Below are 25,828 nucleotides of genomic sequence, written 5' to 3' on the forward strand. Positions count from 1 at the left end.
GATAGTTTCGCTTTCGCGAAAGCGAGATAATAAAAAGTAATGCACAATTAATGGTTCGAACAAATAAGTCCTATTACTATTCTCATTATTACATTATTAAATTCAAAAGGTTGGTTCATCCTTTTCTTGATACATGTTTAAATTTAAAGTAGGAAAAGGTATCATTATACTACTGCAATACTCTTTAATCCTTATTTAAATTGTTTAGATTTGTCAAAATCAATGTTTTAATTCAATGGGATTAGTATTTCTAGATTAGAAACGGAAAATAATTTCAAACTAAATAATAAGGACATTATTAAATATTTTAAGATGAATAAAAAATACCTATTAGCTTTCGCTTGTATAGCAATCTCATTATCCAGCGTTGCACAACGAACAATGTCTGAGAGCATTAGCTACTTTAATGTTAAAACTCCTAATAATCCTTTAGAAGAATCCATTAAAAGTTACAAAGTAATTGTTGAAACCCCTTATACACTTACCGTAGAAGAGCTTAACAAACAGTCTTTAGCAGAGTTTGAAGTTGAAAAAGCAAATTTTGCACAAGTACTTAAGGATAGCAAAGCAGAATTTGAAGAGCGCTTAGCTGGACATGATGAAGATGTTGCAAAAGCAGAAGCACGCTATGATAAAGAAATGAAAAACTTTAAGGCTTTAACGCTTTTTGAACGATTATCCTTAACCGAACAAGGTAAAAAGCCGCAACTTAAAGTGCCGTCAAAACCTACGTATGTTGAACCGAGAGAACCTGTATATATGCAACCTAACTTAGATGACCATCTTATTTTTGATAATCAAGTTCTTGCAGATAATGTGGAGTTGATGGGATATGAAAAAGGAAGTGACTTATTAATTGTAATTAATATATCTAAAATGGTTTTTCAGGATAATGGTGGACAAACGTTCTATGCACAACCTACAAACTTGAAAGTTATGAAAGGAGCTACCGTGATTGATGAGAAAAACTTTGATGAAGAGTTTCAGTTTTTAACTTCTTCAAATAGTAATACAATTAATTTAGAACGTTACGAAAAAAATAACGTCAACAAAATCATGAATCATATAAGCAATTATATTAATGAAGAATTCGGTTTTATTCCAGTACAGTCCTCGATTACTATTGAGTTTCCAAAAAACAAAAAACGCAAATATGATATTTTAGAAAATGCTAAAATAAAAGCAATATCTGCTTATAGAAAATTGAAGAAAGATGTGTCTGGAGAAACACGACAGCGCGCTATTGATGAACTTATCGCAGTAAGAGAGATTTGGAAATCTGAATTAGCAAAAATAGATTATGCAAATAAAAAAGCTTTGATGAATAAAGAAGTTGCTGTCATGATTTTTTATAATTTGTTGCAAGTCGATATTAGTTTAAAGGATAAAGTTCAAGCTGAAGAAACATTAGCTTTGCTCCAAGAGCGTCGTATTGATTTAGATTTAAATAATGGCGAGAAAAGTGCATTCACAAGACTTGAAGAACAAGTTTATAAATTATAGTATCCATGAAAAGTATAGTATTTACCTTAATTAGTTGCCTAACTCTAAGTATTGGTTTTGCGCAGGTTTTCAATACGCAATCTAGTTCCTATTTTGAAAAAGAAAGTGAAAAGGATACGTACAGTATTCATTTTCCATCTGCATACGGTTTTACAGTGCTACATCACTTAGATAATGTGATGATGGATAATAATAAGTCCATGGTGTTAACTAAATACGACCAAAGCATGAAAGATGGGGAAAAGATTTCCTTCAATTTACCAAAATTGGGTTTACGTGCTTCAGATTTGGAAGAGGTTATTGAGGTCGGAGACCAGTTAATTTTCTTATCTACCGTAATGCATAAAAAGCAAGCAAAGCATAATGTAAATGCTCAGGTTTATAGTAACAAAAGCTCCAGCGTTAGTGAAAATAAAATTCTTGCTTCATTTCCCATTAAAAAATACTCGAAATCTGGGTTTTATAGTATCGCTATTTCATCAGACAAAACAAAATTTGCTATTGTAGCTAATATGCCTTTTGTTAAGAAAACAAAAGAAAAAGTTATGATTTGGGTGTATGATATGCAACTAAATTTGTTGTGGGAACAAAGTGAAACATTGCCTTTTGATAGTTCTCGATCATATGATGAGGACGTCTTTTTACAAAACTCTGGTGTTGTGTTGATAAATAAAACTATTGATGCTAGTAAAAAGAGGCGAGCTAATAAATTGTTAGCCTTTAATGGTGAAAATCTAGAGACTATCGATTTCTCTAAAGATGGCTTTTTACCTATGGAGTTACAACTTATCAATGTAAATGGTACACCTATGTTAACAGGGTTCTTCTGGAATGGTAAGTCATCAGTTATTAGAATTAATAGTAAAGAAGGTAGTGATAATGATGGCGCTTTTTTATATGATGTAAACACAAATACACTTATAGGAATTCATGAATGGAGTGACACACTGGATAAATCAGATTTAAAAAGTCTAAAAGTTGTCGATGTAGAAGTAAAAGGAGATGACATTTACTTGATTGGAGAAAAATATTTATACGATCATGAATTCAGAAAAACAGGAAACAAAATGTCTACTGAATTAGATTATCTATATACCTATGGCTCAAGTATCCTAGTAAATTTTGACAGCAAAGGTTCTTTGAAAGGTTTTACTCCTTTATTTAAATCTAAGCAATATAAAAATGGTGCAAAAGAACAAGGCTCAATGACTGCTTTAATTTTAGAAAACGGATTACGTGTATTTTCAAATAATGATAATTACATCACCATGAGCTCTTTTTATGGAGGTAACGATGTAACTTTTAATAGGCCATCTATAATTCCTTTTGATCATGGAACGTCTACCACGCCTTTAATACTTCCTCGGTCTGTTAAAGCAGTAGATGATTATGCGATGGTTTATTACATTACAAATTATGGAGATCGCTATTGGTTCAATAAGATGACATGGTAATTTTTAGCACTTAATTGCTGAATCAAAAAAGATTTAATTGTTAGATTTTTAAGAATTGACTTACTCAAATATGAATCGATCAGGTTTCTACTCAAATGGTTTTGAAATAGTGATTACTCTCATTAACAATAAATATAGCAGTACAAATTCTAAATGGATAACACCGTTTTTTTAAGAACTATTATTTTATTAAGTTGTAGTCACTCCATTTTAAATTGAAGAGTACTTCTTTTTAAGATCAGTAAGTCACCATTTATGTTTTCTTATAAAAAGAATGCAACTTAATGCCACCGATGATACCCTAGAGGATTAGGATCACACATACATCTCCATGACCTAGGTCTCTTATTCCCCAAAGACTTAAACCGTCCTATCTTTAAAAATAGGGTGGTTTTTTGTTTTTATTTGTTCGCTTTCGCGAAAGCGAGATCACATCTCTCAAACAGCATAATTCTATGATTGCTGCAGAACCGAACTTTTAGAATAACTATGTAAGGCGGTTTCATTCCGTTTCTATACTTTGTAAAATTTTCAAACTTTTAATCTTAAATGAAATATGAGTTCTTTGATAGAATTAGTAAGAAACATTTAAAATAGTATACGGTCAATTGTGCAGAACATTGAGATTAATAATTAAGAAAAAAGATGAATACAACGTCTTGTTTCTTATCACATTTAAAAAATATTAACCTAGATGATGACAACTAAAACATGCGTTTATCTCGATAAGTTATAAGGGATAAAGAGTATATTTGGGTAGATATAATAAGTTGTGTGCAATATGAAGAAACTTAATAGATGTCAATAATCCTAGATAACTTATTTGATAATATAGCAGACTTTTTAAAGAAAGCAAAAACTGCTAATTCGTTAGACCATTCAGGTTTAAAAGGAAGAGTGAATGAGGAATTATTTGGCAATTTTTTAAGTGAATATTTAAATAAACAATGGTCAATAGGTAGTGGTAAAATAGTCGACCCAAGAGGACGCATTTCTGCAGAAACTGACTTATTTATTCATGATGAACATGGCTTGCCAAAAACAACATTAGGTAAGAGTGTAGATGTAATGCCAATTGAATCTTGCAGATATATTTTTGAAGTAAAAACAAAACTAAATGCAACAGAAATTAAAACTACTATTGAGAAATTCTATAAATTAAAAGAATTCGATTATAGTAGGTCAAAAAAAGTTTTTCGTGTTTTATTCGCATATTCTTCTGATTTAAAAAAAGAAAATGAGCTTGAAAGAATCAAAAAATATGATGTTAATTTTCATACTGACCCAGCTATCCAAATTATTTTAATTGTAGATAAGGGCTATTGGTTTCATGCTAAACGTAATTATAAAGTTGCAAATACGAATACAGAATTAGTCACCTCTCATTATTATGAAACTATAAGTCGCAAAAATAATTTTGAAATAGTAATGTTCTTATCAGCTTTGCTTCAAACCTTGAACCCTGACAAAGCGACGTTTTATGAATATGTAAAGAATTTTCACGATTTTAATAAAATTGAAGTAGTTCAAAGTGTGATTTTAGATAAAATTGAGCATGACAAAATCATTTCAGGAACACCCAAAGAAAAACTAATTGTTGACCGAAGAGTTTATGAAAAAGTTTATAAACAAAATTGGTTAAAAAAAATTAAGTATAAGTTTCTACAAAAATCATTGATGACTTCAGAACCTATTATGGAAGTTACCATAATTAATGAAGAAAAATTTCCTGTTTATATTGATAGTATAAGTATTTTGACCTCGGAAAATCTATGTTTCTTTTTACCAGTATCGGAAAATGGTTTAGAATACCCTTTAACTATTGAACCTTATAAAAATTTAAAAATCCAAAGTCGTTTCATCTGTTTCCCAAAAAGAAGAAAAAATGATAAAGCTGGAGGAATTATGAAGTTATCAAAAGGCGGAACATATCATTGGGAACACGATTATAAATTTAAACAAACAACAATTGATAAATTTGGAGTTATTCAAGTAGTAACAATCAAAAGACATTATCACTATTCATCCGAAATAAATTTAACACAGCTTTCAACCAATGAAAGATACATACATCTAGATTTTCTATTTAGAAATTTGGGAGAGCCTAAAAAGTCAATGGATGGAGCAAAAGAAGGTATGGTTATAAAAAAAGGAGGTCATACTTATCGATATGAAGGCTAAAATACTGCACAAAACAATGTGTATAATTCATTGCTAATTATGGCCTACTTACGATAATCCTCGCGGACTTTCTATCTGTGATTTATTTGCTAACTTTAAAGCTTATACACGCAACTAATCTTATAAACAGGGTTGTGTGTCATTTGAGAAATGAAATTGATTAAGACAATTAAAATATTAGACACGTGGAATATTTCTGGATTTGGAATAATAGCCGAAGTGGAAAATATTCACGATGGACTTTCAAAAGGAACGATTTTAAAATCTCAAGAAACGGAACTGACTTGGATTGTGGAAAGTCGAATTATTGAGACATTGGCGATTGATAAGTTGACCAGGTTTCCAAACGAAACCGAAACACCAATTCATCTGAATTTCAAAACTGTTTCGAATTTGGACAAAACTAAAGAAAAAATTGTGGAAAGAAACCAAAATCGGATTTTCCAATATCATCTTAAAGCGAATGAACATAACATAAAACCGAAAACCGGAGAAAGACTATCAATTGAATAAAAAAACTCGACTCAACAAAGTACTGTGGTAAAGAACAAGTAAAAACTGCTTAATTTTATCACTAGAGTACTTCTGTAAGAATCATTGTAAATCAGTCCTGATTTTGCTATGGCAAAGGCTTGTTTTAAGAGCTTATCTGAGACAATATTTTTGATAATAAAACTGATAAAAATCAATAATTCATTGCTAATTCTCTCCTACTCTCGAAAATCCTCACGGAGTTTATATTTATTTTTATCCGTGATTTATTTGCTGAATTTAATGCTTAAACCATGCAACTAATCTTATACATCAACGTTAGCACTTATTAGAAAAAAATGAGAAACCTAATAATATTATTTACAATTTTGACTATCGGAAATGTCTATTCACAAACTGATAAGAATGGAAATCCGATTTTTAATTCGATCAGTACTAATGAACAAGAATTTGACGACTTCAATTTGATTTCCAATTATTATACGTTAGAAAACAACATTGAAAATAAAAATTCTTCAGTTTATATTTCCAATAGTCCTTCTCTGAATGAAATCGAAAAGTCAGCAACAGAATTACCTTCTGACTTTTTTATTATTACAAAAAATCAACAAATTTCCAATATGATTTTAATTGTCAATGAACCCAAAAGAGTTTTTGTCGTAATTGATATTGGAACAAATAAAAAGTCTGAATTTAAATGCAAGTTAAAAGGAGAAATCACGGAAAATCGTGCAAAAGAAATCATCGATTCGAAATTTGATGATAATGCAAAAATCAAAGATGGCAAACTTTACTTTAACAACAAAAAATTTAAAATTATAACCAATGCCGACATAGACAAAGCTGTAATATCATTAATAAAAAAAGAAAAATTAGGAGAAACGAAAACCACAGAAGTTAAAATTCCATCCCAAAACGAACTAAAAAGGATTATACTTTCAGAAACAAAAGAAGGTGGAAAACTTGATTATTTTACAGAAATTAAAGGAAAGGAATATGACGGAATTCAAATTAAGCCAGGAGTTTTTAGTACTAAACTCGGAGTAGCACTATATAAATGGGGACGAGCAGCATTTGATATTGGAGTAAATACTCTTGAGGATTCATATAAAATATTTGGTGATTTTAAAGGACGTGAATTAAATCAAAGAGAAAAAGAATATATAAAACTCGGATTTAACAAAGAACTGGAAAAATAACTGGTGCTAACACCTTGTATAATTCACTGCTAGTTATAGACTACTTACTAAAGTCCTCGCGGACTTTCTATCCGTGATTTATTGCTAACTTTAGTCCTTAAACACGCAACGAAATCATACACAAACACGTTGTAGACAATTTGCCAATGAGAGAAAACGAATTACTTCTAAAGAAAATTATTCCACCAAAAACTAGAGAAGAAAGAGATTGTTTTTCGAATGAAGATATAATTGCGGAATTAAATCAAGAGCAAATGAAATATATAGAAAAACGACTAATTGAATTATTAGAAACTGATAATGACTATTTAATTGCAGAAACATTAGTTCTTATAAAGTCCGAAAAATCTATACCAGCAATTTTCAAACAATTAAAAAAATCATCTTCATCATTTGAAAAAATAAAATGGGCTAGTCTTATTGACGAAATAAGGAATGGCGATAAAGAAATGGAATTAATAGCATACAATGAATGCAAAAAAATGGAATTTATTTATGAAATACAGGGAATCGTTTTTTGTGATTTGATAAAATTCAAAAGCCCTAGAATTGAAAAAGAAATTGAAAAATATGTTGAACATAAATATTTTCTAGTCAATCATTACGCAAAATTAGTATTAAACTATAACGGTTATTCTGATAATAAGAACCAAACAGATGACTCAAAAAAATGCTGGGAGTTTTGGAAATAAAAACTGACTAATAATATAAAGTATGGAAGCACTTTTAGAATCCAAATACGATTACGAAATGAACAAATGTATTCTTGTTAAAGGAGACATCCATTCTGTTTGGGCATATGTGATTGATATAACTGACAATAGAGATGAAATTGAATTTGACGGATTTATATGTTCTCGTGGAACTTTAATTGATGATAGTAACGAAATAGAGGCTTATATAAATCACGACCAAGATTATGCACCACCATTATTATGTGAATATAAAAATGAATATTCTATTGTAAATGACCTTGTTGAAAGCGATATAAAAATCGACTGGAAAGACAACATTGTCCAAATTTTAATTAAAGGAACTGAATATTTAAAAATGGATTTGGAAACCAAAACGTCATATTCTAAAGGAATTTCGAAAAGCGGAGCGTATGGAATTCCTTTAAAAGAATAAAAAAACTGTGTACAACAAAGAACTGTACTAAAAAACAAGTAAAATCTGCTTAATTTTATCACTAAAGTACTTCTGTAAGAATCATCTTAAATGAGTCCTGATTTTGCTATGGCAAAGGCTTGTTTTAAGAGCTTATCTGAAACGATATTTTTGATAATAAAACTGAAAAAATTAATACTTCATTGCTAGTTATAGCTTACTTACGAAAGTCCTCTCGGACTTTCTATCTGTGATTTATTTGCTAACTTTAATGCATAAACATGCAACAAACCAAATACAACAATGTTGTGCATAATTATGAAAACAGTACTAAAATTAATCTTTTTGCTAATTATAAACTTTTCATGTTTTAGCCAAAACAGCGCGAAGGAAAAACTGAATTTAGTATTTTATGATGCCTGTTCAAATCAAATTATTGAACCTGAATTTGAAATTTTCTCAATGTCGAAATTGAATTATGATCACATAACAGTCTATAAAGAAATTGATGATTGGATTGTTCAATACACAACATCAATAAAAACCAAAAATGACACCGTTAGAATTCCAAAAATTCTTTTTGCAGGCGGAAACGAATTACATTCAAAACGTTGGACTTATTTGAATTGCGAGAAAGTTTGCGATGGAAAAGAAACAGATTTTTATGTAAACGGAAATAAGCGGACTGAAGGAACATACAAAAATGGGAAACCGATAGAAATTAAAGAATACCGAAAAAATGGAACTTTAAGAGCTCAATACTTTTATGAAAACCTCACTCTTAACTATAATCGTGTTAATTATTACGATGAAAATAGCGATTTGGAAGAATATCAAATTTATGAGAATAAAAAGAAGAAAACGATAATCAAAACATTTGATAAAAGTGGCAAGCTGACTAATAGAAAAACTGAAAAACATTATATTGAATAAAAAAAATAACTATGCACAACAAAGTACTGTGGTAAAAAATAAGCAACATCTGCTTTATTTTATCACTAGAGTACTTCTGTAAGAATCATCGTAAATGAGTCCTGATTTTGCTATGGCAAAGGCTTTTAAAATTGAGATGGATTTTATCTTTTAGTTAAAAAATCTTTACCTTAATTTTAAAGCTTTGATCCACATTGTTTTTAATTAAATACGCATCGCATTAATGAAACTACCTTTAAACTGCACCGTAGACTACATAAGTGATTTTTTAAGTGATGAGGAGGCGATGCAACTTTATACCAACTTAATTGAGGAGTACAAATTAGATCAATCAAGACTTACCATTCGCGCTGGTGGCCAACTGATAGAAACTGATAGTTACAAAATTTTATTTGTAACAAAACAATTAAAGGAACTCAACAGCCATCCAGAAGAAATTCATGGTAAAAATCACCTTTGGAACGGGCTGATGTTACAACTAAAAAATAAGGTCGAGGGCTACCTAGATAAAGAATTTGATCTTGCTATGTGCTTGTATTATCCTGACGGAAAATATTTTGCGCCATACCACAGTGATCAAGAAACATCAGGTCACAACACGATTTTACCATCTATAAGTTTAGGAGAAGTGAGATCGTTTAGTTTTAGTAATAAAGAAACTGATGAAGATTACAAGCTAGATTTGGCTCATGGAAGTTTACTAGTCATGGGCGCCTATTGTCAAGAACGGTATACGCACAGCCTACTTCAAAACCCTATCTATAAAAAGGGAAGAATAAATATTACCTTTAGAGAAGCAGGTTTTCAATAAATTCCATTATTGCGGTATGTATCTTTCCTCTATTTAATTACCAGATAACTTCCCACTTAAGTAACTATTTATAATAAATACTCATAGCTTTACTTTAGAACCCATCTTTTTACCGGAAACATTAATCAAAAGAAACAGATTTTTTAAACTGCTGTGGCGTTATCATTTCCATCTTTTTAAATTGCCTGTTAAAATAACTGGTATTATTAAATCCAGATTTAAAAGCTATTTCAGACATTCTGCAGTCTTTTGATGCTTTGATTAATTTTTTGGAGAACTTTATTTTTTCCGAATTAATGTAGTCAATTGGAGAAACACCTAATGTGTTTTTAAATTGCTTATGAAAATGAGAGGTACTCATATATGCCTTTTTAGCTAGTATGTCGACATTAAGGTCCTTATTAGTAAGATTATCTTTTATAAATTTTACTACAGTTCCTATTCTAGTATCATTAAATATTTGATCAGGATCATTTATTATTAAGGTTTTGGCTCTTGTTTGTAAAAGACGAACAATGAGCTCTTGAATCATTAAATCCAATAATACATCCTTAGATTTATTGTTATTAGTAAATGTATAAGTTAACCTTTTAATTAAGTGATTAACATCTTCATTATTAATGAGGTGTGATGCCTTTTCATCTAGGCTCCAATTATTATTTTCATTTTCAATAGCAACATGGTGATTAAATTTCTCAACCACCTCATTTATTTTAAAAGCATCAATCCCTAAGGCTAGACATTGAGTAGGACTATTTTTAGTAGCTAAAGGAAAGTCAATGACCATTTCCTTACTTCTAGGCATAACGACAGACTCGCCCGGAAAAAAATCAAAAGCTTCAAAACCCTCTATATGCATGACTTTTTTTCCTGTTAGCATACTAGCGATGACAGGAAAGTCAAAAGTGAGAGCAACTTTTTCAGCATAATCATTTGTCTCGTAGATATTTAGTTCAGCATAATCGGCACTATAAGTGGTTCTGTTTTCTACTAAAGTAGTCAGTTTTCTATTGCTCTTATATTGGTCTAAAATGGATTTCATACTCAATTTTACAAAATTCTTGAATAACTAACCTAAAAGTAAGAGATATGTTCAAGTATATAATAATTACGTTCAAGATAATTATAATTTGATAAAATATCTTTAGCATTCATAAAGAATTTTCATCTATCCTATATTAAAATCAATAATTTAATAATTAAAAACAGAATTTTATGAGTTATTCTAAACCAAAATTTAAAGAAAAATACTCCAATTTTATCAATGGTAAATTTGTAGAGCCTGCAAACGGTGAGTACTTTGAAAACACTTCTCCTATTGACAATAGCTTAATTGCTAAATATCCACGATCGCAAAAAGAGGATGTTGAAATGGCTTTAGATGCTGCAAACGCAGCCAAAGAGAGCTGGGGAAATACATCGGCTACAGAAAGAGCTAGTCTATTAAACAAAGTGGCAGATATTATTGAGGAAAACCTAGAAGAGTTTGCCCTTGTGGAAACTTGTGATAATGGTAAGCCTATAAGAGAGACCTTAAATGCAGACATTCCTCTGGCTGTAGACCACTGGCGTTATTTTGCAGCATGTATCAGATCTGAAGAAGGAAGTGCTACAGAGCTTGATCAACATACGCTATCAATGAATATAAAAGAGCCTCTAGGCGTTATAGGTCAAATCATTCCATGGAATTTCCCGTTACTCATGTTGTCTTGGAAATTACCTCCAGCTCTTGTCACAGGTAATTGTGTTGTATTGAAACCTGCAGAACAAACACCATCGTCTGCAACATTATTGATGGAAAAAATTGCAGATGTATTTCCTCCTGGCGTTGTAAATATTGTACACGGCTTCGGACCAGAAGCAGGAAAACCTTTAGCCTCTAGTTCAAAGGTCGATAAAGTAGCTTTTACTGGAGAGACAACCACAGGTCAGCTTATCATGCAATATGCATCAAAAAACCTGAACCCTGTAACTATGGAATTAGGTGGTAAATCTCCTAATGTTTTCTTCAATTCAGTAATGGATGCTGATGATGAATATTTAGATAAAGCTATTGAAGGTGCAGTGCTTTTTGCTTTTAATCAAGGTGAAGTATGTACTTGTCCGTCAAGAATTTTAGTTCAAGAAGATATTTACGATGCATTTATGGAGCGAGTGATTGAACGCACAAATGCGATCATACAAGATAATCCATATGATGTGAATACCATGGTGGGTGCTCAGGCTTCTAATGACCAATATGAAAAGATTCAATCGTATTTTAAAATTGGGAAAGAAGAAGGTGCCAAAGTATTAACAGGTGGAGCAGCAAAAAAACTTGACGGTGATTTAGCCAATGGTTTTTACATTCAACCTACTATTTTAGAAGGACATAATAAAATGAGAGTATTCCAGGAAGAAATCTTTGGTCCTGTAGCTTGTGTAACTAAATTCAAAGACGAGGCTGAGGCTATTGAAATTGCTAATGATACACTTTATGGTCTTGGTGCTGGAGTCTGGACACGAGATGCACATCAACTTTATCAAATTCCAAGAGCTATAAAAGCAGGTCGCGTTTGGGTAAATTGTTATCATGCTTATCCGGCTCATGCTCCATTTGGAGGATACAAGAAGTCCGGATTTGGTAGAGAAAATCACGTTATGATGCTTAATTATTACCGTCAGACTAAAAACATGTTAATCTCTTATGACAAGAACAAACTAGGTTTCTTTTAGAAGAATTAAACACTAACATAAAGGCTGAATTTTAAAATAGTTCAGCCTTTTTTATATCTTTAGATTATGGATAGAATAGCAATTACGGATAAAGCATCAGAGGTATTAGAGCAACTAAAATCAAAGCATGGAGAATTAATTTTTCATCAAAGCGGAGGTTGTTGCGATGGTTCGTCACCCATGTTGTTTGAAAAAGAAGACATGTATTTAGATGAAAGTGATATACTCTTAGGCAAACTAAATGGGGTGAGTTTTTACATGAATCAAGATCAGTTTGAATATTGGAAACATACACATCTTACAGTGGATATTACAAAAGGTCGTGGTGCTAGTTTTTCATTAGAAATTCCATTAGGGCTTCGTTTTTTAATTCATTCTCGACTGTTATCAGAGCAGGAAAATGCCGAATTGAACAAATAATAAAACATATTAGTACCTTCCTCTAAATGAACCTTCAACCTTTAAGAATAGAAGCCGGCTGGCATGTGACTTATAATCAATTCTATGAAGTAGATCCTGTTATAGGTTTTGAGTCTTATTTTGAAGGGTCGAGCTTATTAATGCTGCAAAACGATTTACGACTTCAATTAATTGACGTGCAATGGAGACCTGAAAAAGATCTAAATGGTCAGTTTGAACTACAAGTTTTAAACTTTGTAGAGCATTTTAATCCTAAAACAAACAGCTTTGATATCGATCCCAATTGGGAAGAACCTTTTTTTGCTTTCACTACTACATCTAGACTAACGCTCGTAGATAAACTAGAGGATTTGATGAAAACCTTACCTATTTTTAAAGATCCTAGAATGATTCTCACCAGAGGTGTATTAGATCCTGTTTCAGAGTCCTATCGTTTGAGACTAAAAGAAAACGGAATCTCTACAGAGCTCATCAACGATATTTTAGAAAATGGAAAGGCAAATATTCAAAACCATGTTTTGGATCATAAAGAGATGACCAGAGATTTGTTATTAAGATTTACTAAAGATGGAATCAACAAAAAAGTGAAAAATAAAGCAAAGCAAAAATTGACTAGTAAGTCGTTTCAGTCGTCTTCATAGTTACTAGAACAGTTTTTTGCGTATTCATATATGTTACCTACCTCCTATTTCTTTAGGCATTCCGCTTTCGCGAAAGCGGAACAAAAAAAGCTATTTTTATCGTTTTAGGGTTTATGATAAACATCCTAAGCAGCGCTATTCATCCAAACTTATTTACTACTACCTTTGCGCTATAATAGCTTGTGTAATGGAGTTGATACACTCCTTACAGCCACAAATTAGATCTGATTCAATTGAGTACTGATTCTGTAAATACAAACTGGTGCGCCTGTCCCAACTGCAAAGGACAAGGCAAAACCAGTCAGCGTATTCGTAAAAAAGTAAAGCTCCAATACCAAAGAGATCTAGAGAACTATGAAAAAAATGGTGGTGAAAAACCTGAACCTCCCAAAGGACATCAAGTTACTTGTAAGATTTGTAAAGGTTCTGGGTTAGAAGTTTGTGAAAAACCATTGTTGCCAGATGATGATAACTATCCACATGTAGCAATTATAGGCGGTGGCATAGGTGGAATGGCGCTTGCAGTAGCTTGTTTACATCGTGGTATTCCTTTTACTGTTTATGAAAGAGATCAAAGCTTTGATCAACGGTCGCAAGGTTATGGACTTACTTTACAGCAAGCGAGTAATGCGATGAGAGATTTTGGATTAGCTTCATTAATTGATGGAATTGTATCTACAAAACACGTGGTACATCGCACTGATGGAACCATCGTAGGCGAATGGGGAAAAAGAAAATGGCTGTCTGAAAATCCTACTTCACCATCAAAAAGAACTAATGTGCATATCGCAAGGCAATCATTGAGACTTGCTTTAATGCAACAACTTCAAGACAATAACCAAATTAGCTGGAATCATAAATTGGTAGCTATAAACAAAAGCGCTAACAACGCTACTCAATTGGAATTTGAAGTAGATGGCAAATTAAAAACCACTCAAGCAAATCTAGTTGTAGGTGCTGATGGTATAAGAAGTGCCGTTCGTAATTTGACCATAGGCGAGGCTGCTGCGCCATTGAGGTATTTAGATTGTATCGTCATTTTAGGGATTTGTATGTTAGCAAACTTAAAAGATGTACAACATGATTTATTAGATGGTGCGACTGTATTTCAAACTGCAAACGGCCATGAACGCATTTATATGATGCCTTATGATGAGACGTCTATCATGTGGCAACTTAGTTTTCCTTTATCAGAAGTTGAAGCTAAAAATTTAAGTAACAAAGGAGCAGCAGCACTCAAAGAAGAAGCTTGCCGTAGAACGATGTGGCACGCTCCTATTCCATCCATTATGTCGGCTACTCCAGCGTCTAAAGTTTCTGGATATCCTGTTTATGATCGAGCAGTTCTTGATCCTAAAGAGTTACAAGCTTTTAAAAATATCACATTAATAGGTGATGCAGCACATCCTATGAGTCCATTTAAAGGTCAAGGAGCAAATCAAGCACTTCTAGATGCGTTGTCTTTAGCTCGTGCGATTACAAAATATGCAGGACCCTATTCAGATTGGAAAAACGCTGGGTTAAGAACTACTTTACTTAACAACTTTGAGAAGGAAATGATCAAACGCACTACTCCAAAGGTGAAAGATTCTGCTGCAGCGGCAAATTTTTTACATTCCGAAGTAGCACTTTATAAAGGTAATGAGCCGCGAGGTCGTGTTTTAAAAAGAACAAGTTCTGATTTAGAATAAAACTCATTATTTATAAAAGTCTCATAATGTTGACCTTGAAGCTAAAAAGGGATTTTGGCACGCTGGTTGATTATATAATAGCGTAGGTACAAAGAAGTACAGACACTAAAATATATAATTATGAAAAAGCTATTCACCTTAACATTTGTTTTTCTTCTTGTTGGAATTGGTTTTTCAAAAGCTGAAACAAGCGAAGAAGATCGCAGATACCGTAATTATACTAATAACTTTATCTTCAATATGGAAGGTATTGAGTTTGCAGTATTTCCAGACGGTCAGTTTGACTTCAATTACTTACAAGATAGAAATGGAGTAAGCGTATTTATCAACAATGGCAACACACAAGTTTCCTTTAATACTGGCTACGATTACAATCGTTTTGTACAATACGATACTTACGGAGCTGTAATACAAGTGGAGCAAATACCTGTTTTTTATGACCCTTACGGACGTGTGAATCAGATAGGAAACGTAAACATATTCTATAACAATGGTTTTGTTAACCGTATAGGAAACTTGAATGTTTTCTATAGCCGTCCAGGAATTATTAATTACCATACTGGTTTTATTAATACTTTTAATAGACACTACGTTTATCAGCCATGGCATAATTATTATGCAGTACCATTCGTGAACAGATGTATTGTTTATAATACGCCATATAGATCGGCATATTTCCCTATTCGTTATTCATGGTCGTACCATAGAAACTTCTGGAATACGCCTACTTATTATAACGGATTCTATGCAAGAGGAAATGTAGGACGTCATTTCTACAGACCTTATGACCGAGTAAATTATAGAAGTTTTGAAAGAGGACGTAGAGACGCACGTGGTAGAGCGGTTGCTGTAAACAATAGAGTACAAAGAAATAGACAAGCAATTGCTACGGGACGTAGTCAGGTTACCAGAAACTCTACTGGAAGAAGTGCCACTACTTCAAGATCTACAGGCCGAGCAACTGCTGCAACTAGTGGAAGATCTACCGATAGAGCAACTACAACGAGAACCACAAGATCTAGTAGAAATACAAATGCGACAGTAGGCAATCGAGTAAATACGAATACTAGAGCAACATCTACTCGTAATAATTCTAACAGATCTAATGCAACGAGAGCTACAAGATCTAGTAGAAATACAAATGCAACTGTTGGTAATCGAGTAAATTCCAATGCAAGAGCAACATCTACTCGTAATAGTTCTAACAGATCTAATGCAACGAGAACCACAAGATCTAGTAGAAATACAAATGCGACAGTTGGCAATCGAGTACAAACGAACACAAGAGCAACGTCCACTCGCAATAGTTCTAATAGATCTAATGCAACGAGAACTACAAGATCTAGTAGAAATACAGCTCCTGCAGCAAGTTCTAGAAACACTTCTAGAAATACCACGGCAAGAAGCACTAAAACTAGATCAAGCAGAAATACGAATGCTTCTCGTAGTTCTAGAAGAAAGTAAAAAATAGAAGTTCAAAAATCCGATTCTTAATGGAATCGGATTTTTTTATGCGATATATTTATTGATAATGCTATTGATCTCTGTGGACAATTTCATTTTGTAGGCGAGCGTGATGTAGATCAAAACAATTAAAGAAGACTTCACCGCTATATTTACTACTGGATGCCATGCAAAATCCCAGAAATAAAATACGCCTATCACTAGCAGAATTAATAATAATGCTTGCCATGTTTTAGAAGTCCATGGATGCATGTCGAGTTTTCTGTAGACGTAGTACGCTTTCGCGAAAGCGTAACCCAAATAAGCAATACAAGTTGCTATACCAGCACCGATTATTCCATAAATAGGAATGAGCCACCAGTTGAGAACAATAGCCGCAATAGTCAAAGCAAAACCCATCCATAAAGTAACTTTGTACAAGTCGCTGTTGTAGAGAATGGCATTATTGCTACCCAAAATATTTTCTGAGAATTTTGTTAGCGCAATCAAGAAAACTACTGGCAACGCAACACGTGTTTCTGGCTGCATCATGTTGTAGAATTCATTTAGATTACAGATGATGATGACCATAAGAAAGCCAGCGATGATACTCAAGTTTAAAGAGCTACGCTTGTAAAGTTGTTCTACGTCCTTCATCTGGTTTTTATTGAAATGACCTGCTGTTAAAGGATGCGTTATTTGCGCCATTCCGCGTGCAGGTACTGCAATGATAGTGGCAATAAAAATGGCAATGCCGTAATAACCTATCAAATCAATAGCTACATACTGATTGAGCATAAATTTATCAAGATCAATTAAAGCGGTAGAAATAGAACCTGCCAAAATCATAAAAATACTGTACTGAAAAACTTTTCCAGCATTAGGTAACGAACTGAAATGAAACTGAGGAAAATAAGTCTTAAACGCGATAATCTTCATAAGAACCACTCTCAAACCATAGATGATCACTAAGCTATAAATAAACTGCTGCTGATCAATGATTTGATATGCTAGTAGTAACAAGGAAACAGTCGCCGCTGCACGATAGAACACCTCTTTTAAAAAATTTCCTCCTATGGTTTTCATGTGCACTTTTACCCATGCATAAAAGATTTCAAAATAAGCCTGAAAAATAGCTATTAAAGGAATACACCATAAATAGGCACCTGTAATGGAGTTTTTATCTGAGATGTAAGCTGCAATAGAATCTTGAGAGACATAGATCAATAATAAAATAGGAACAATTATGAATAAAGGCCACAACAACATTTGAGTTAAAAAAGTGTCTCTTTCTTTTTTAGAAGAATAACTGGAATAAAACTTAACTACGGTATTATGAATTCCAAAAGACATTAATGGAAAATATAGAAATGCCGTTGATAGTATGTAATTCCAAAGGCCATAATACTCATCACTAAGATAAACTTGAGCAAGAATCAGTACATTCAATGCGCCTAGGATAAATCCTATTGCCGTGATGACAAGATTCCAGCCAGATTGTTTGATGACTATTCCCATGTGTAATCTATGGTTTGAGCTAATATCTTAGTAAGATGTGACCTTCTATATCTAGATATCTGTTCATTAAAATTGGCCTTATTATCTCCTTTTTTATACAACTCATAGATACTCAAAATATGCTTTTTTAGGGCTGTTTTTTGCTGGTAATTAAAAAACTCTCCAGCATGTGTATCTGTTAGTAGTAATTCAATATCAGCAGACTTGGGTCCTATTCCTATAATAGGTCTGCGGCTTGCAAAATATTCAAATATCTTACCTGGAATGATGGCTTTAGTTTCTTCTGTATCAATCTCAATGAGCAATAAAGCTTGTGCGTTAAACATCAATTCAACTGCCTCATCGTGAGAAACATAACCTTTGTTATCTAGATACTTTTCTAGTTGATTTTCACTAATACTTAATAGAATATCATCGCTTAGGTTTCCAGCCAATTGTAAACTCAAATCTTCCTTAAAACTAGGAATTTCATCACATAATTCTTGTAAACTTTCCCAAAGAAGTAGCGGATTCCGGTCTGCTAATAGAGTTCCTACGTGAGCAAGTATAAATTTACCTTTCGGCTGATTTTGAATTGTATTAGGCTGTATATCAAAACCATTAGTGATCAATTGTATAGGCGTAGCAGTTTTAGATTTGAACTCTTTTCCGGTATGTGGGCTGGTGACTAACAACATATCTGCTTGATCGAGTACTTGCTGCTCTAACTGTAGATGTTTTTTCTGAGCGCGTTCACTTAACTTCAAATCTTTGTGATAACCTATAGTTGTCCATGGATCTCTAAAATCGGCTAGCCATTTTATAGAAGGAACCAGATATTTTAATTCCATTCCTATCAAATGAACGGAATGTGGTGGACCTGTTGTGATTAATGTTGCGTTTTTATGCGTTGCAAAGTATAGTTCGACCGCTTTTAGCACATGACGCTTCCATCCTACTCGCGCATCTGGAATAAACAAATTACCTCTTATCCAGATCAAAGTGCGCTCAAGTAAATTGGCTTTTTTATTTATTATGCCTCGTTGTAGGTTTTTAGTCCGCTTTCGCGAAAGCTTACCAGATAACCTGCTAGGTTCATTAATACTTACTTTTATTACGGAAATATTCTCTGGTATTTCTTTTACTAAACTCTCATCACGAACTGGATAATGAGGTTTTTCTGGAATTACAACGGTAACATCGTAACCATTTTCTGGTAAATACTTTGCAAACTTCAACCATCGCTGTACGCCAGGTCCACCAGCTGGTGGCCAATAATAACTTATTATTAGAACTGGCTTTTTCAAGTGGTTTTCTTCTTTTTAAAAGCAAGTATAATTCCTCCCAAAACAATTAAAAATAATAGGATGTTACTAATAAGCATTATGGTAGAGCCAGTTTGAACGATTTCTGGCTCAAACGTGAAAATTAATTCATGCGTTCCCGCTGGAACAAATAAACCTCTCAAAGAATAATTTACTTTGGCAATAGGTACTTCTTGACCGTCGATAGTAGCAGTCCACCCATGCGGATAATACATCTCTGAGAAAACGGCTAGTCCATCTTTAGTATTTGAACTTTTATAAGTAAGTTGTTCTGTCTTATAATTTGTTAACTCAATGAATGCGGTAGAATCTCTTCCTATTTCTAATGAACCATTATTTAAAAGTTCTTTTTGATCTTCGGTAATAATGGCAGTTTGATTAGCATCTAGACCTTTTAAGGCTAGAATTTCTTTATTTTGATCTTCTACAGTGGTTATTTCATTTACAAACCAGGCGTTTCCTTGTGCTTCTGGGTTTTGTTGAGCAACGGTTTGTCCTTGGTACGGAATGAGGAAATATCTAGTGTTGAACATGGATAAGATTTCCATTTGAGTACTTTGATTTCCTTCCGGATTCATGAAATAAAAATTCATTAAATCCTGGAATCTGCGAGGTTTTGCACCGTGGTAACCACCCATAGCTTTATGAAAATAAGCCGCTCTACCACTATTATTAGGATCTGCTAATTGATCATAGACTCTATAATGCTCTTGATCTTCAAGAGCTGTTTGGTCTGCTTCAGTTTTTTCAAAAGCAAATGCATACTCTCTTGCGGTAACGTAATCATCTGAATTGACATAATTCAAATCAAAACTGATCAAATCAAACAAAATGACACCACCACAAACAGCCAAAACAGCTACTTCTTTTATTTTATCACTTAGTAATAAGTACAAAGCTCCGCAAATAAGACCTACATAAAGTAAGGCTTTTAGCGCATCTTCTTGAATCATGGCAAAACGATCTGCTTCCAGTGCTTTGACATATCGAGAACCTAGTTGTGGAAAATCTAGTAAATATTCATCAAATGGTCCTGTTAAATTGAAAATGTAAGAACCTAGAAAGGCGATAATTAATAGCAACCCACCAAAACCAGCTCCAGCATACAATAGGGCTTTTCGCTTAATTTCAATAGAATTTTTCTCATTAAAGAATTGCCACAGTCCTATTGCCGCAAGAATAGGAACACATAACTCAATGATGACTTGAATACTGGTAACCGCTCTAAACTTGCTGTAAAATGGCATGTAATCAATGAAAAGCTTTGTTAACCAGCTTAAGTTTTTTCCATAAGATAATAGCAAAGCCAGAACAATAGCCGTTAACGTCCACCATTTTAGTCGTCCACGAATTAAGAATAAAGAAAGTAAAGCCAGAAAAACAACGCTCACACCTAAATATGCCGGTGCTTCTACAATTGCTTGATCACCCCAATACTTTCTCTGACTAAGTGATACCAATTGATTCAAATAATCCAACTCTTCTTCAGAAAGATTAGATGGATTTATTTTAGAAAGTTGTGTTCTGCTCGCGCTATCTTCATCAAACGTCTCACCGCTTCCGCCACCAGCAAATCGTGGTAAAATCAAATTCATACTTTCAGATAGACCGTAGCTATATTCGGTAATGTAATCGTAATCAAGGCCGCTTGTTTTTTGCACGCTTTCGCCTTGAGCGTTAATAGTTATATTAGGAACACCTCTAGTGCTTTCTTTAGAGTATTCACTAGTTGCAAGCAAATTAGCAGCATTAGTTCCTAAAGCAAGAACTACTGCGGCAATCATAATTCCTATAGATTTAAAGTAATGTGGCAGTATATTTTTCTTTGCTGCATCAATCAAATAAGCGATACATAAAATGGCTAGTGTCAATAGCAAATAATAGGTCATTTGCGGATGGTTAGCCTGAAGTTCTAGCGCCATTGCAAGCGCTGTGAGCACAAAACCGGCTAAGTATCGTTTTTGAAAAACCAATATAATACCACTTACAACCAAGGGGAAATACGCAATAGCGTGCGCTTTGGAATTGTGCCCTGCTCCTATAATAATGATCAAGTAAGTAGAAAAACCAAAAGCTAAGGCGCCCAATAATCCTATTTTCCAATCGACTCGCATGACCAGCATTAACACATAGAAACTAGCAAAATATAGAAATAGATAATCGGCTGGGCGAGGAAGAAATCTCAATGCCCGATCTAATCCATCGATAATATCATAATCGTAACGAGCGCCTAATTGGTAAGTAGGCATTCCACCAAAAACGGCGTCGGTCCAGTATAATTCTTCACCAGTAGTTTCTCTATGGTCTATAAGTTGTCTCGCGTTACCTTTATATTGAACAATATCACTTTGATAAAGTTTTTTACCACTTAATACGGGATGGAAATATGCTAATGCTGCAACAATAAACACCACAAATACTGCTAGATGTGGAATTATTTTCTTGAAATTTAGTTTCATGAAAAGGTTAAATAAATGAAAGAGGAAAATTAATCAATTTCCTCAAAGTCGATGTACTCACCTACCTTTTTCTTTTCATTTGATTTCAACGGAGCTGATGTTGAGACTTTACGAGAAGAATCAGTGGTTGAATTATTGAATGGATTTTGACCTGATTGAAATCCTGCTCGTTTCTCAAAACTCTTTTGAACACGCTGCATTGCTTTCATTCCTAACCACTTGAGAATCATCTTACCAAAATATTTCCATAGCAATCGTATGGAAACGATAATAATAAGGATGATTAATAATGTTTGTAAAAACTTCAAATTATAATGTTTTATGTAAAAATAATAAGTGTATCCTACGTTACTCTTTAAGAAATATTAAATTTGAACACGAATTACACTATATGAATCATTCATTTAATACGATAAGACTCGTTTTTGTGCTTTTTGTTACATCACAATTAGTGCATGCGCAATATACCGAAACGATTAACACTAATAATCCGGGCAGATCACAAGGTGCTTTTGCAGTAGGAAAAGGAGTGGCACAAATTGAAGGCTCACTATTCTATAGAACGGAGGAGCATGACTTACAAAGATATGAACGTGATTATATAGGAACCAGCTTCCAGTTGCGTTATGGTGCTGTAACTGAGCGATTGGAATTTTCTCTATTTGGAACCTATAATCGCGTTAATCAAAATGTGTTTGATGGCGCTCTTTCATCAGAGAGTAGATTTGGTAACTTTTCTAGGTTTACTTTAGGTGGTAAATATTTAGTTTTTGATCCATTACTATTTTTTGGTGAGGAGAAAGTCAATCTCCTAAGTTGGAAAGCAAATAATTCTTTTAAATGGAGAGATTTAATTCCTGCAGTTTCTGTTTATGCAGGTGCTAACTTTGATCTTAGTGAAAACAATTTACTTACTCCACCAGACAACAGTACGATATCGCCTAGGTTTGAATTAATAACTCAAAACAATTGGGGCCGATGGGTATTTGTGACTAATATAATAGCCGATAGAATAGCCACTGATTTCCCTTCCTATCAATGGATTCTAACGATGACTCATAGTATCAATGGAAAATGGGCGGTCTTTGGAGAATATCAAGGATTAAAATCTGATTTTTATAGTGATGATCTAGCCCGTGGCGGACTCACTTATTTAATTACTAAAGACTGGCAAGTGGACAGCAGTGCGACGGTAAATTTTAAAGATACGCCTACTGTATTTCAAGTAAATTTAGGAATGTCCTACCGACTAGACTTTCACAAAGACGAAGCCATCAAACAAACTGATGACTTTAAAGGAGATGGCAAAAAGAAAAAAGACAAGAAAAACAAACTCAATCTTGAGGAAGAAAATGACGGGAGATAACTTATGATTGAAGTACGTAAAATAGATTCCAAAAAGGATATCAAGAAGTTTGTCCAGTTTCAAATGGACTTATATAAGGACAATGAATTCTTTGTCCCACCTATTATCAAAGATGAACTGGCAGTATTTGATCCAGAAAAGAATCAGGTGTTTAAAAATGCCGAATGCTGGATATTTCTTGCTTATCAAGAAAATAAAATAGTAGGTCGAGTAGCCGCGTTGATAAATCATATAGAGATTAACGAGCAGAAAAAACGTAAAATGCGTTTTGGCTGGTTGGATATGATTGATGACATTGAAGTTACTAAAGCATTACTTGCAGAGGTAGAAAAACTTGGTAAAGAGCAAGATTTAGAATTCATGGAAGGACCAGTAGGTTTTTCAAATATGGACAAGGCAGGAATGCTAATTAAAGGTTACGATGAACTTAGTACTATGATTACTTGGTACAATCATCCTTATTATAAAGAACATCTGGAAGAGTTAGGCTTTGAAAAAGCAGCAGAATGGGTAGAGTTTAAATTTAAACCACCTAATCCTATTCCTGATAAGATCAATCGTTTTGCAGATATTATTGCCGAACGTTATAAACTGAAGACGCTACAATTTAGTACTACCAAAGAGATCTTACCTTATGTAGATGAAATGTTTGACCTGCTGAACAAAACCTACAGTAATCTTGTGACATACGTTCCTATACAGCAATACCAAATTGATTTATATAAGGAAAAGTATTTGCCTTTTATCAATCCAGATTTTATAGAATTGGTTGTAGATCAACAGAATAAGCTTATAGGTTTTGCGATTACAATGCCTTCATTTTCTAAAGCTTTACAAAAGGCAAATGGAAAATTATTCCCATTCGGATTTTTACATTTATTAAAAGCCAAAAAGAAAAATAACGAAGCAGCTTTTTATTTGATAGGTATTGATCCAGAGTATCAAGGAAAAGGTGTGACTGCAATGATGTTTAGAAATGTTACTCAAAACTTTATGAATTACGGAGTAACAAAATGTGAGACTAATCCAGAACTTGAAGACAATCTTGCCGTGCAGGCATCATGGAAAAATTACGATCCTATTCTTCATAAAAGAAGAAGAACTTATAAAAAATCTTTGTAGGAATCTATTCTAAATTTGGGTAATCATAAAGTAATTACAATTTTGTAGAATATTGTAATGAACCACGTGATCGATTGACCTAGAAGAAAAAAATATGAAACTAACCTTACAACTAGCCGCTGTCTATAATTTAATTTGGGGCGCTTGGGTCGTACTTTTTCCCAATCATTTCTTTGAACTAGTAGGTATGGAACCATTAAACCATCCTATGGTATGGCAAGGTATGGGAATGGTGATAGGTGTTTATGGTCTAGGTTACTGGTGGGCGAGTTACAACCCTTTGAAACACTGGCCTATTGTAGCTGTAGGATTTCTAGGTAAGATTTTTGGACCCATAGGTTTCTTGTTTAATTATCTGCAAGACATCGTTCCTTTTGAGTTCATTTATACGTTGGTTACAAATGATTTCATTTGGTGGATTCCATTTTTCTTGATTCTTAAAAAAGTTCATACCGATTATAAATGGCAACTACGTTAAAAAGAAAGCTACTCCTCTACTCTTTTGTAGCGTTTTATGCGTTTGCAGGAATCATGCATTTTATTACGCCAGAAGTATATTTAAAAGTCATCCCAGACTGGCTAGGTAATAAAACACTTCTCAATTACGCAGCTGGAGCTGTAGAAATAGCGGTTGCACTACTAGCATTGTTTCCTGCTACAAGAAAGTTTGCTGGCTATCTAGCAATTGCTATGCTGGCCGCCTTTATTATTTCTCATGTATATTTTATTCAGTTAGGAAGTTGCGCTGGCGACCTTTGTATTCCAGAATGGATAGGATATTTCAGGTTAATTGTAATACATCCATTGTTGATGTACTGGGCATGGAAAATATCTAAATTATGAGCAATTTACCATTAATTCAGTTATTGATTGATTTTGGGCTTATTGTTCTTATTTGGATGGTACAGCTTATCATTTACCCTAGTTTCCTTCGTTATGAGAGTCATTCTTTAGGAAAATGGCATTTGACTTATACAGGGCGAATTACTGTTATTGTAGCTCCGTTGATGATTGCACAAATTGCATTAGCGTCCTATCTATTGATCAACACTGCTAGTTATCATTATTTAGAGATCATTGCTCTAGGTCTTATTATTTTGAATTGGTTGCTCACCTTTTCTATTTTTATTCCGTTTCATGAAAAAATTGATAAAGACCCAACCGATAGAAAAGTACAGCGTCGATTAGTGCAAAGCAATTGGATGAGAGTCGTACTGTTTTGTCTGACATTTATTTGTCATGTTTTCTATTATTTATTGGTCTGACAGGTTTTTCTCTATTTATTATTAATTTATTTCAAGTAAGATTGTTGAGATTCCGCTTTCGCGAAAGCGGGAAAAAGACCAGCCACATCCCTTTTCTTAGAAATTTTTAAAAATAATGTGGAGTCTTTATTCCCTTAAATCATAGGCTTTTTACTCAATTGTATAACATTATGCTAACTTTTACGTTACTTCATTTGTAACAGT

At 33.3% G+C, this 25,828-nt stretch carries 24 protein-coding genes; 19 read left to right on the plus strand and 5 right to left on the minus strand.

Translation table 11 applies throughout. The features are described from left to right. Positions 1-312 precede the first annotated feature (312 nt). The 9 genes from DDD_RS14970 (at position 313) to DDD_RS15010 (ending at position 9,680) form a co-directional block, all read left to right on the plus strand. Positions 313-1,503 carry a hypothetical protein gene (locus DDD_RS14970; RefSeq protein ID WP_146250816.1) on the plus strand — a complete coding sequence of 397 codons (1,191 nt, stop codon included), beginning with the start codon at positions 313-315 and terminating at the stop codon, positions 1,501-1,503. A 5-nt stretch (positions 1,504-1,508) separates the two neighbouring features. Next, the gene (locus DDD_RS14975; protein ID WP_015363786.1) at positions 1,509-2,957 is read left to right on the plus strand and encodes a hypothetical protein; all 1,449 of its coding nucleotides are present in this window, start codon (positions 1,509-1,511) and stop codon (positions 2,955-2,957) included. Between the two features lie 798 nt (positions 2,958-3,755). Then, a complete protein-coding gene (locus DDD_RS14980; protein ID WP_015363787.1) occupies positions 3,756-5,138 on the plus strand; it encodes a DUF6602 domain-containing protein in 1,383 nt (460 codons plus the stop codon). 150 nt (positions 5,139-5,288) lie between these two features. Continuing rightward, positions 5,289-5,651: a hypothetical protein gene (locus DDD_RS14985; protein WP_041567206.1), complete on the plus strand. Its 363-nt coding sequence runs from the start codon at positions 5,289-5,291 to the stop codon at positions 5,649-5,651. Positions 5,652-5,968: 317 nt separating this feature from the next. Beyond that, complete coding sequence (locus tag DDD_RS14990; RefSeq protein WP_041567207.1) at positions 5,969-6,829, plus strand: hypothetical protein; 861 nt, start codon at positions 5,969-5,971, stop codon at positions 6,827-6,829. A gap of 146 nt (positions 6,830-6,975) precedes the next feature. Beyond that, positions 6,976-7,521: a hypothetical protein gene (locus tag DDD_RS14995; RefSeq protein ID WP_015363790.1), complete on the plus strand. Its 546-nt coding sequence runs from the start codon at positions 6,976-6,978 to the stop codon at positions 7,519-7,521. 22 nt (positions 7,522-7,543) lie between these two features. After that, positions 7,544-7,957 (plus strand): hypothetical protein, encoded by a 414-nt coding sequence (locus DDD_RS15000; protein ID WP_015363791.1) that lies wholly within the window; start codon positions 7,544-7,546, stop codon positions 7,955-7,957. Positions 7,958-8,254: 297 nt separating this feature from the next. Further along, entirely contained in the window at positions 8,255-8,869 is a 615-nt protein-coding gene (locus tag DDD_RS15005) for a toxin-antitoxin system YwqK family antitoxin (RefSeq protein ID WP_111474768.1), read from the plus strand. 223 nt (positions 8,870-9,092) lie between these two features. Then, the gene (locus tag DDD_RS15010) at positions 9,093-9,680 is read left to right on the plus strand and encodes an alpha-ketoglutarate-dependent dioxygenase AlkB (protein WP_015363793.1); all 588 of its coding nucleotides are present in this window, start codon (positions 9,093-9,095) and stop codon (positions 9,678-9,680) included. Between the two features lie 121 nt (positions 9,681-9,801). Here DDD_RS15010 and DDD_RS15015 read toward each other — a convergent pair whose 3' ends face one another. Then, a complete protein-coding gene (locus tag DDD_RS15015) occupies positions 9,802-10,722 on the minus strand; it encodes an AraC family transcriptional regulator (protein ID WP_015363794.1) in 921 nt (306 codons plus the stop codon). A gap of 173 nt (positions 10,723-10,895) precedes the next feature. On the opposite strand from DDD_RS15015, the gene DDD_RS15020 reads away from it, so the two are divergent. The 5 genes from DDD_RS15020 (at position 10,896) to DDD_RS15040 (ending at position 16,611) form a co-directional block, all read left to right on the plus strand. Beyond that, positions 10,896-12,395, plus strand: a complete 1,500-nt coding sequence (locus DDD_RS15020) for an aldehyde dehydrogenase family protein (RefSeq protein WP_015363795.1) — start codon at positions 10,896-10,898, stop codon at positions 12,393-12,395. Positions 12,396-12,461: 66 nt separating this feature from the next. Beyond that, positions 12,462-12,815, plus strand: a complete 354-nt coding sequence (locus DDD_RS15025) for a DUF779 domain-containing protein (protein ID WP_015363796.1) — start codon at positions 12,462-12,464, stop codon at positions 12,813-12,815. 26 nt (positions 12,816-12,841) lie between these two features. Then, complete coding sequence (locus DDD_RS15030; RefSeq protein ID WP_015363797.1) at positions 12,842-13,456, plus strand: hypothetical protein; 615 nt, start codon at positions 12,842-12,844, stop codon at positions 13,454-13,456. 233 nt (positions 13,457-13,689) lie between these two features. Beyond that, positions 13,690-15,147: an FAD-dependent oxidoreductase gene (locus tag DDD_RS15035; RefSeq protein ID WP_015363798.1), complete on the plus strand. Its 1,458-nt coding sequence runs from the start codon at positions 13,690-13,692 to the stop codon at positions 15,145-15,147. 120 nt (positions 15,148-15,267) lie between these two features. Further along, entirely contained in the window at positions 15,268-16,611 is a 1,344-nt protein-coding gene (locus tag DDD_RS15040) for a secreted protein (protein WP_015363799.1), read from the plus strand. A 45-nt stretch (positions 16,612-16,656) separates the two neighbouring features. On the opposite strand, the gene DDD_RS15045 is transcribed toward DDD_RS15040, so the two are convergent. From DDD_RS15045 to DDD_RS15060, 4 genes are read right to left on the minus strand one after another with little or no spacing between them, the layout of a single operon-like run. After that, positions 16,657-18,108, minus strand: a complete 1,452-nt coding sequence (locus DDD_RS15045) for an oligosaccharide flippase family protein (RefSeq protein ID WP_015363800.1) — start codon at positions 18,106-18,108, stop codon at positions 16,657-16,659. Beyond that, positions 18,099-19,394 carry a glycosyltransferase family 4 protein gene (locus tag DDD_RS15050; RefSeq protein ID WP_015363801.1) on the minus strand — a complete coding sequence of 432 codons (1,296 nt, stop codon included), beginning with the start codon at positions 19,392-19,394 and terminating at the stop codon, positions 18,099-18,101. The genes DDD_RS15045 and DDD_RS15050 overlap by 10 nt, the downstream gene beginning before the upstream one ends. After that, positions 19,391-21,871, minus strand: coding sequence for a YfhO family protein (locus tag DDD_RS15055; RefSeq protein ID WP_015363802.1), 2,481 nt, complete (start codon positions 21,869-21,871; stop codon positions 19,391-19,393). The genes DDD_RS15050 and DDD_RS15055 overlap by 4 nt, the downstream gene beginning before the upstream one ends. A gap of 29 nt (positions 21,872-21,900) precedes the next feature. Beyond that, positions 21,901-22,179, minus strand: a complete 279-nt coding sequence (locus DDD_RS15060) for a DUF4834 family protein (protein ID WP_015363803.1) — start codon at positions 22,177-22,179, stop codon at positions 21,901-21,903. 83 nt (positions 22,180-22,262) lie between these two features. Here DDD_RS15060 and DDD_RS15065 point away from each other — a divergent pair, with 83 nt between their 5' ends. The 5 genes from DDD_RS15065 to DDD_RS15085 all read left to right on the plus strand — a co-directional run bounded on the left by DDD_RS15065 (position 22,263) and on the right by DDD_RS15085 (position 25,624). Then, entirely contained in the window at positions 22,263-23,237 is a 975-nt protein-coding gene (locus DDD_RS15065) for a transporter (RefSeq protein ID WP_041567208.1), read from the plus strand. A gap of 3 nt (positions 23,238-23,240) precedes the next feature. Next, positions 23,241-24,359, plus strand: coding sequence for a GNAT family N-acetyltransferase (locus DDD_RS15070; protein WP_015363805.1), 1,119 nt, complete (start codon positions 23,241-23,243; stop codon positions 24,357-24,359). Positions 24,360-24,453: 94 nt separating this feature from the next. Continuing rightward, complete coding sequence (locus DDD_RS15075; protein WP_015363806.1) at positions 24,454-24,837, plus strand: hypothetical protein; 384 nt, start codon at positions 24,454-24,456, stop codon at positions 24,835-24,837. Then, complete coding sequence (locus tag DDD_RS15080; RefSeq protein WP_015363807.1) at positions 24,822-25,202, plus strand: DoxX family protein; 381 nt, start codon at positions 24,822-24,824, stop codon at positions 25,200-25,202. Before DDD_RS15075 ends, DDD_RS15080 begins: the two co-directional genes overlap by 16 nt. Continuing rightward, positions 25,199-25,624 carry a DUF1772 domain-containing protein gene (locus DDD_RS15085; protein WP_015363808.1) on the plus strand — a complete coding sequence of 142 codons (426 nt, stop codon included), beginning with the start codon at positions 25,199-25,201 and terminating at the stop codon, positions 25,622-25,624. The genes DDD_RS15080 and DDD_RS15085 overlap by 4 nt, the downstream gene beginning before the upstream one ends. The last annotated feature ends 204 nt before the right edge of the window (positions 25,625-25,828 follow it).

The sequence above is a fragment of the Nonlabens dokdonensis DSW-6 genome, from assembly GCF_000332115.1.
Classification (GTDB): Bacteria; Bacteroidota; Bacteroidia; order Flavobacteriales; family Flavobacteriaceae; genus Nonlabens; species Nonlabens dokdonensis.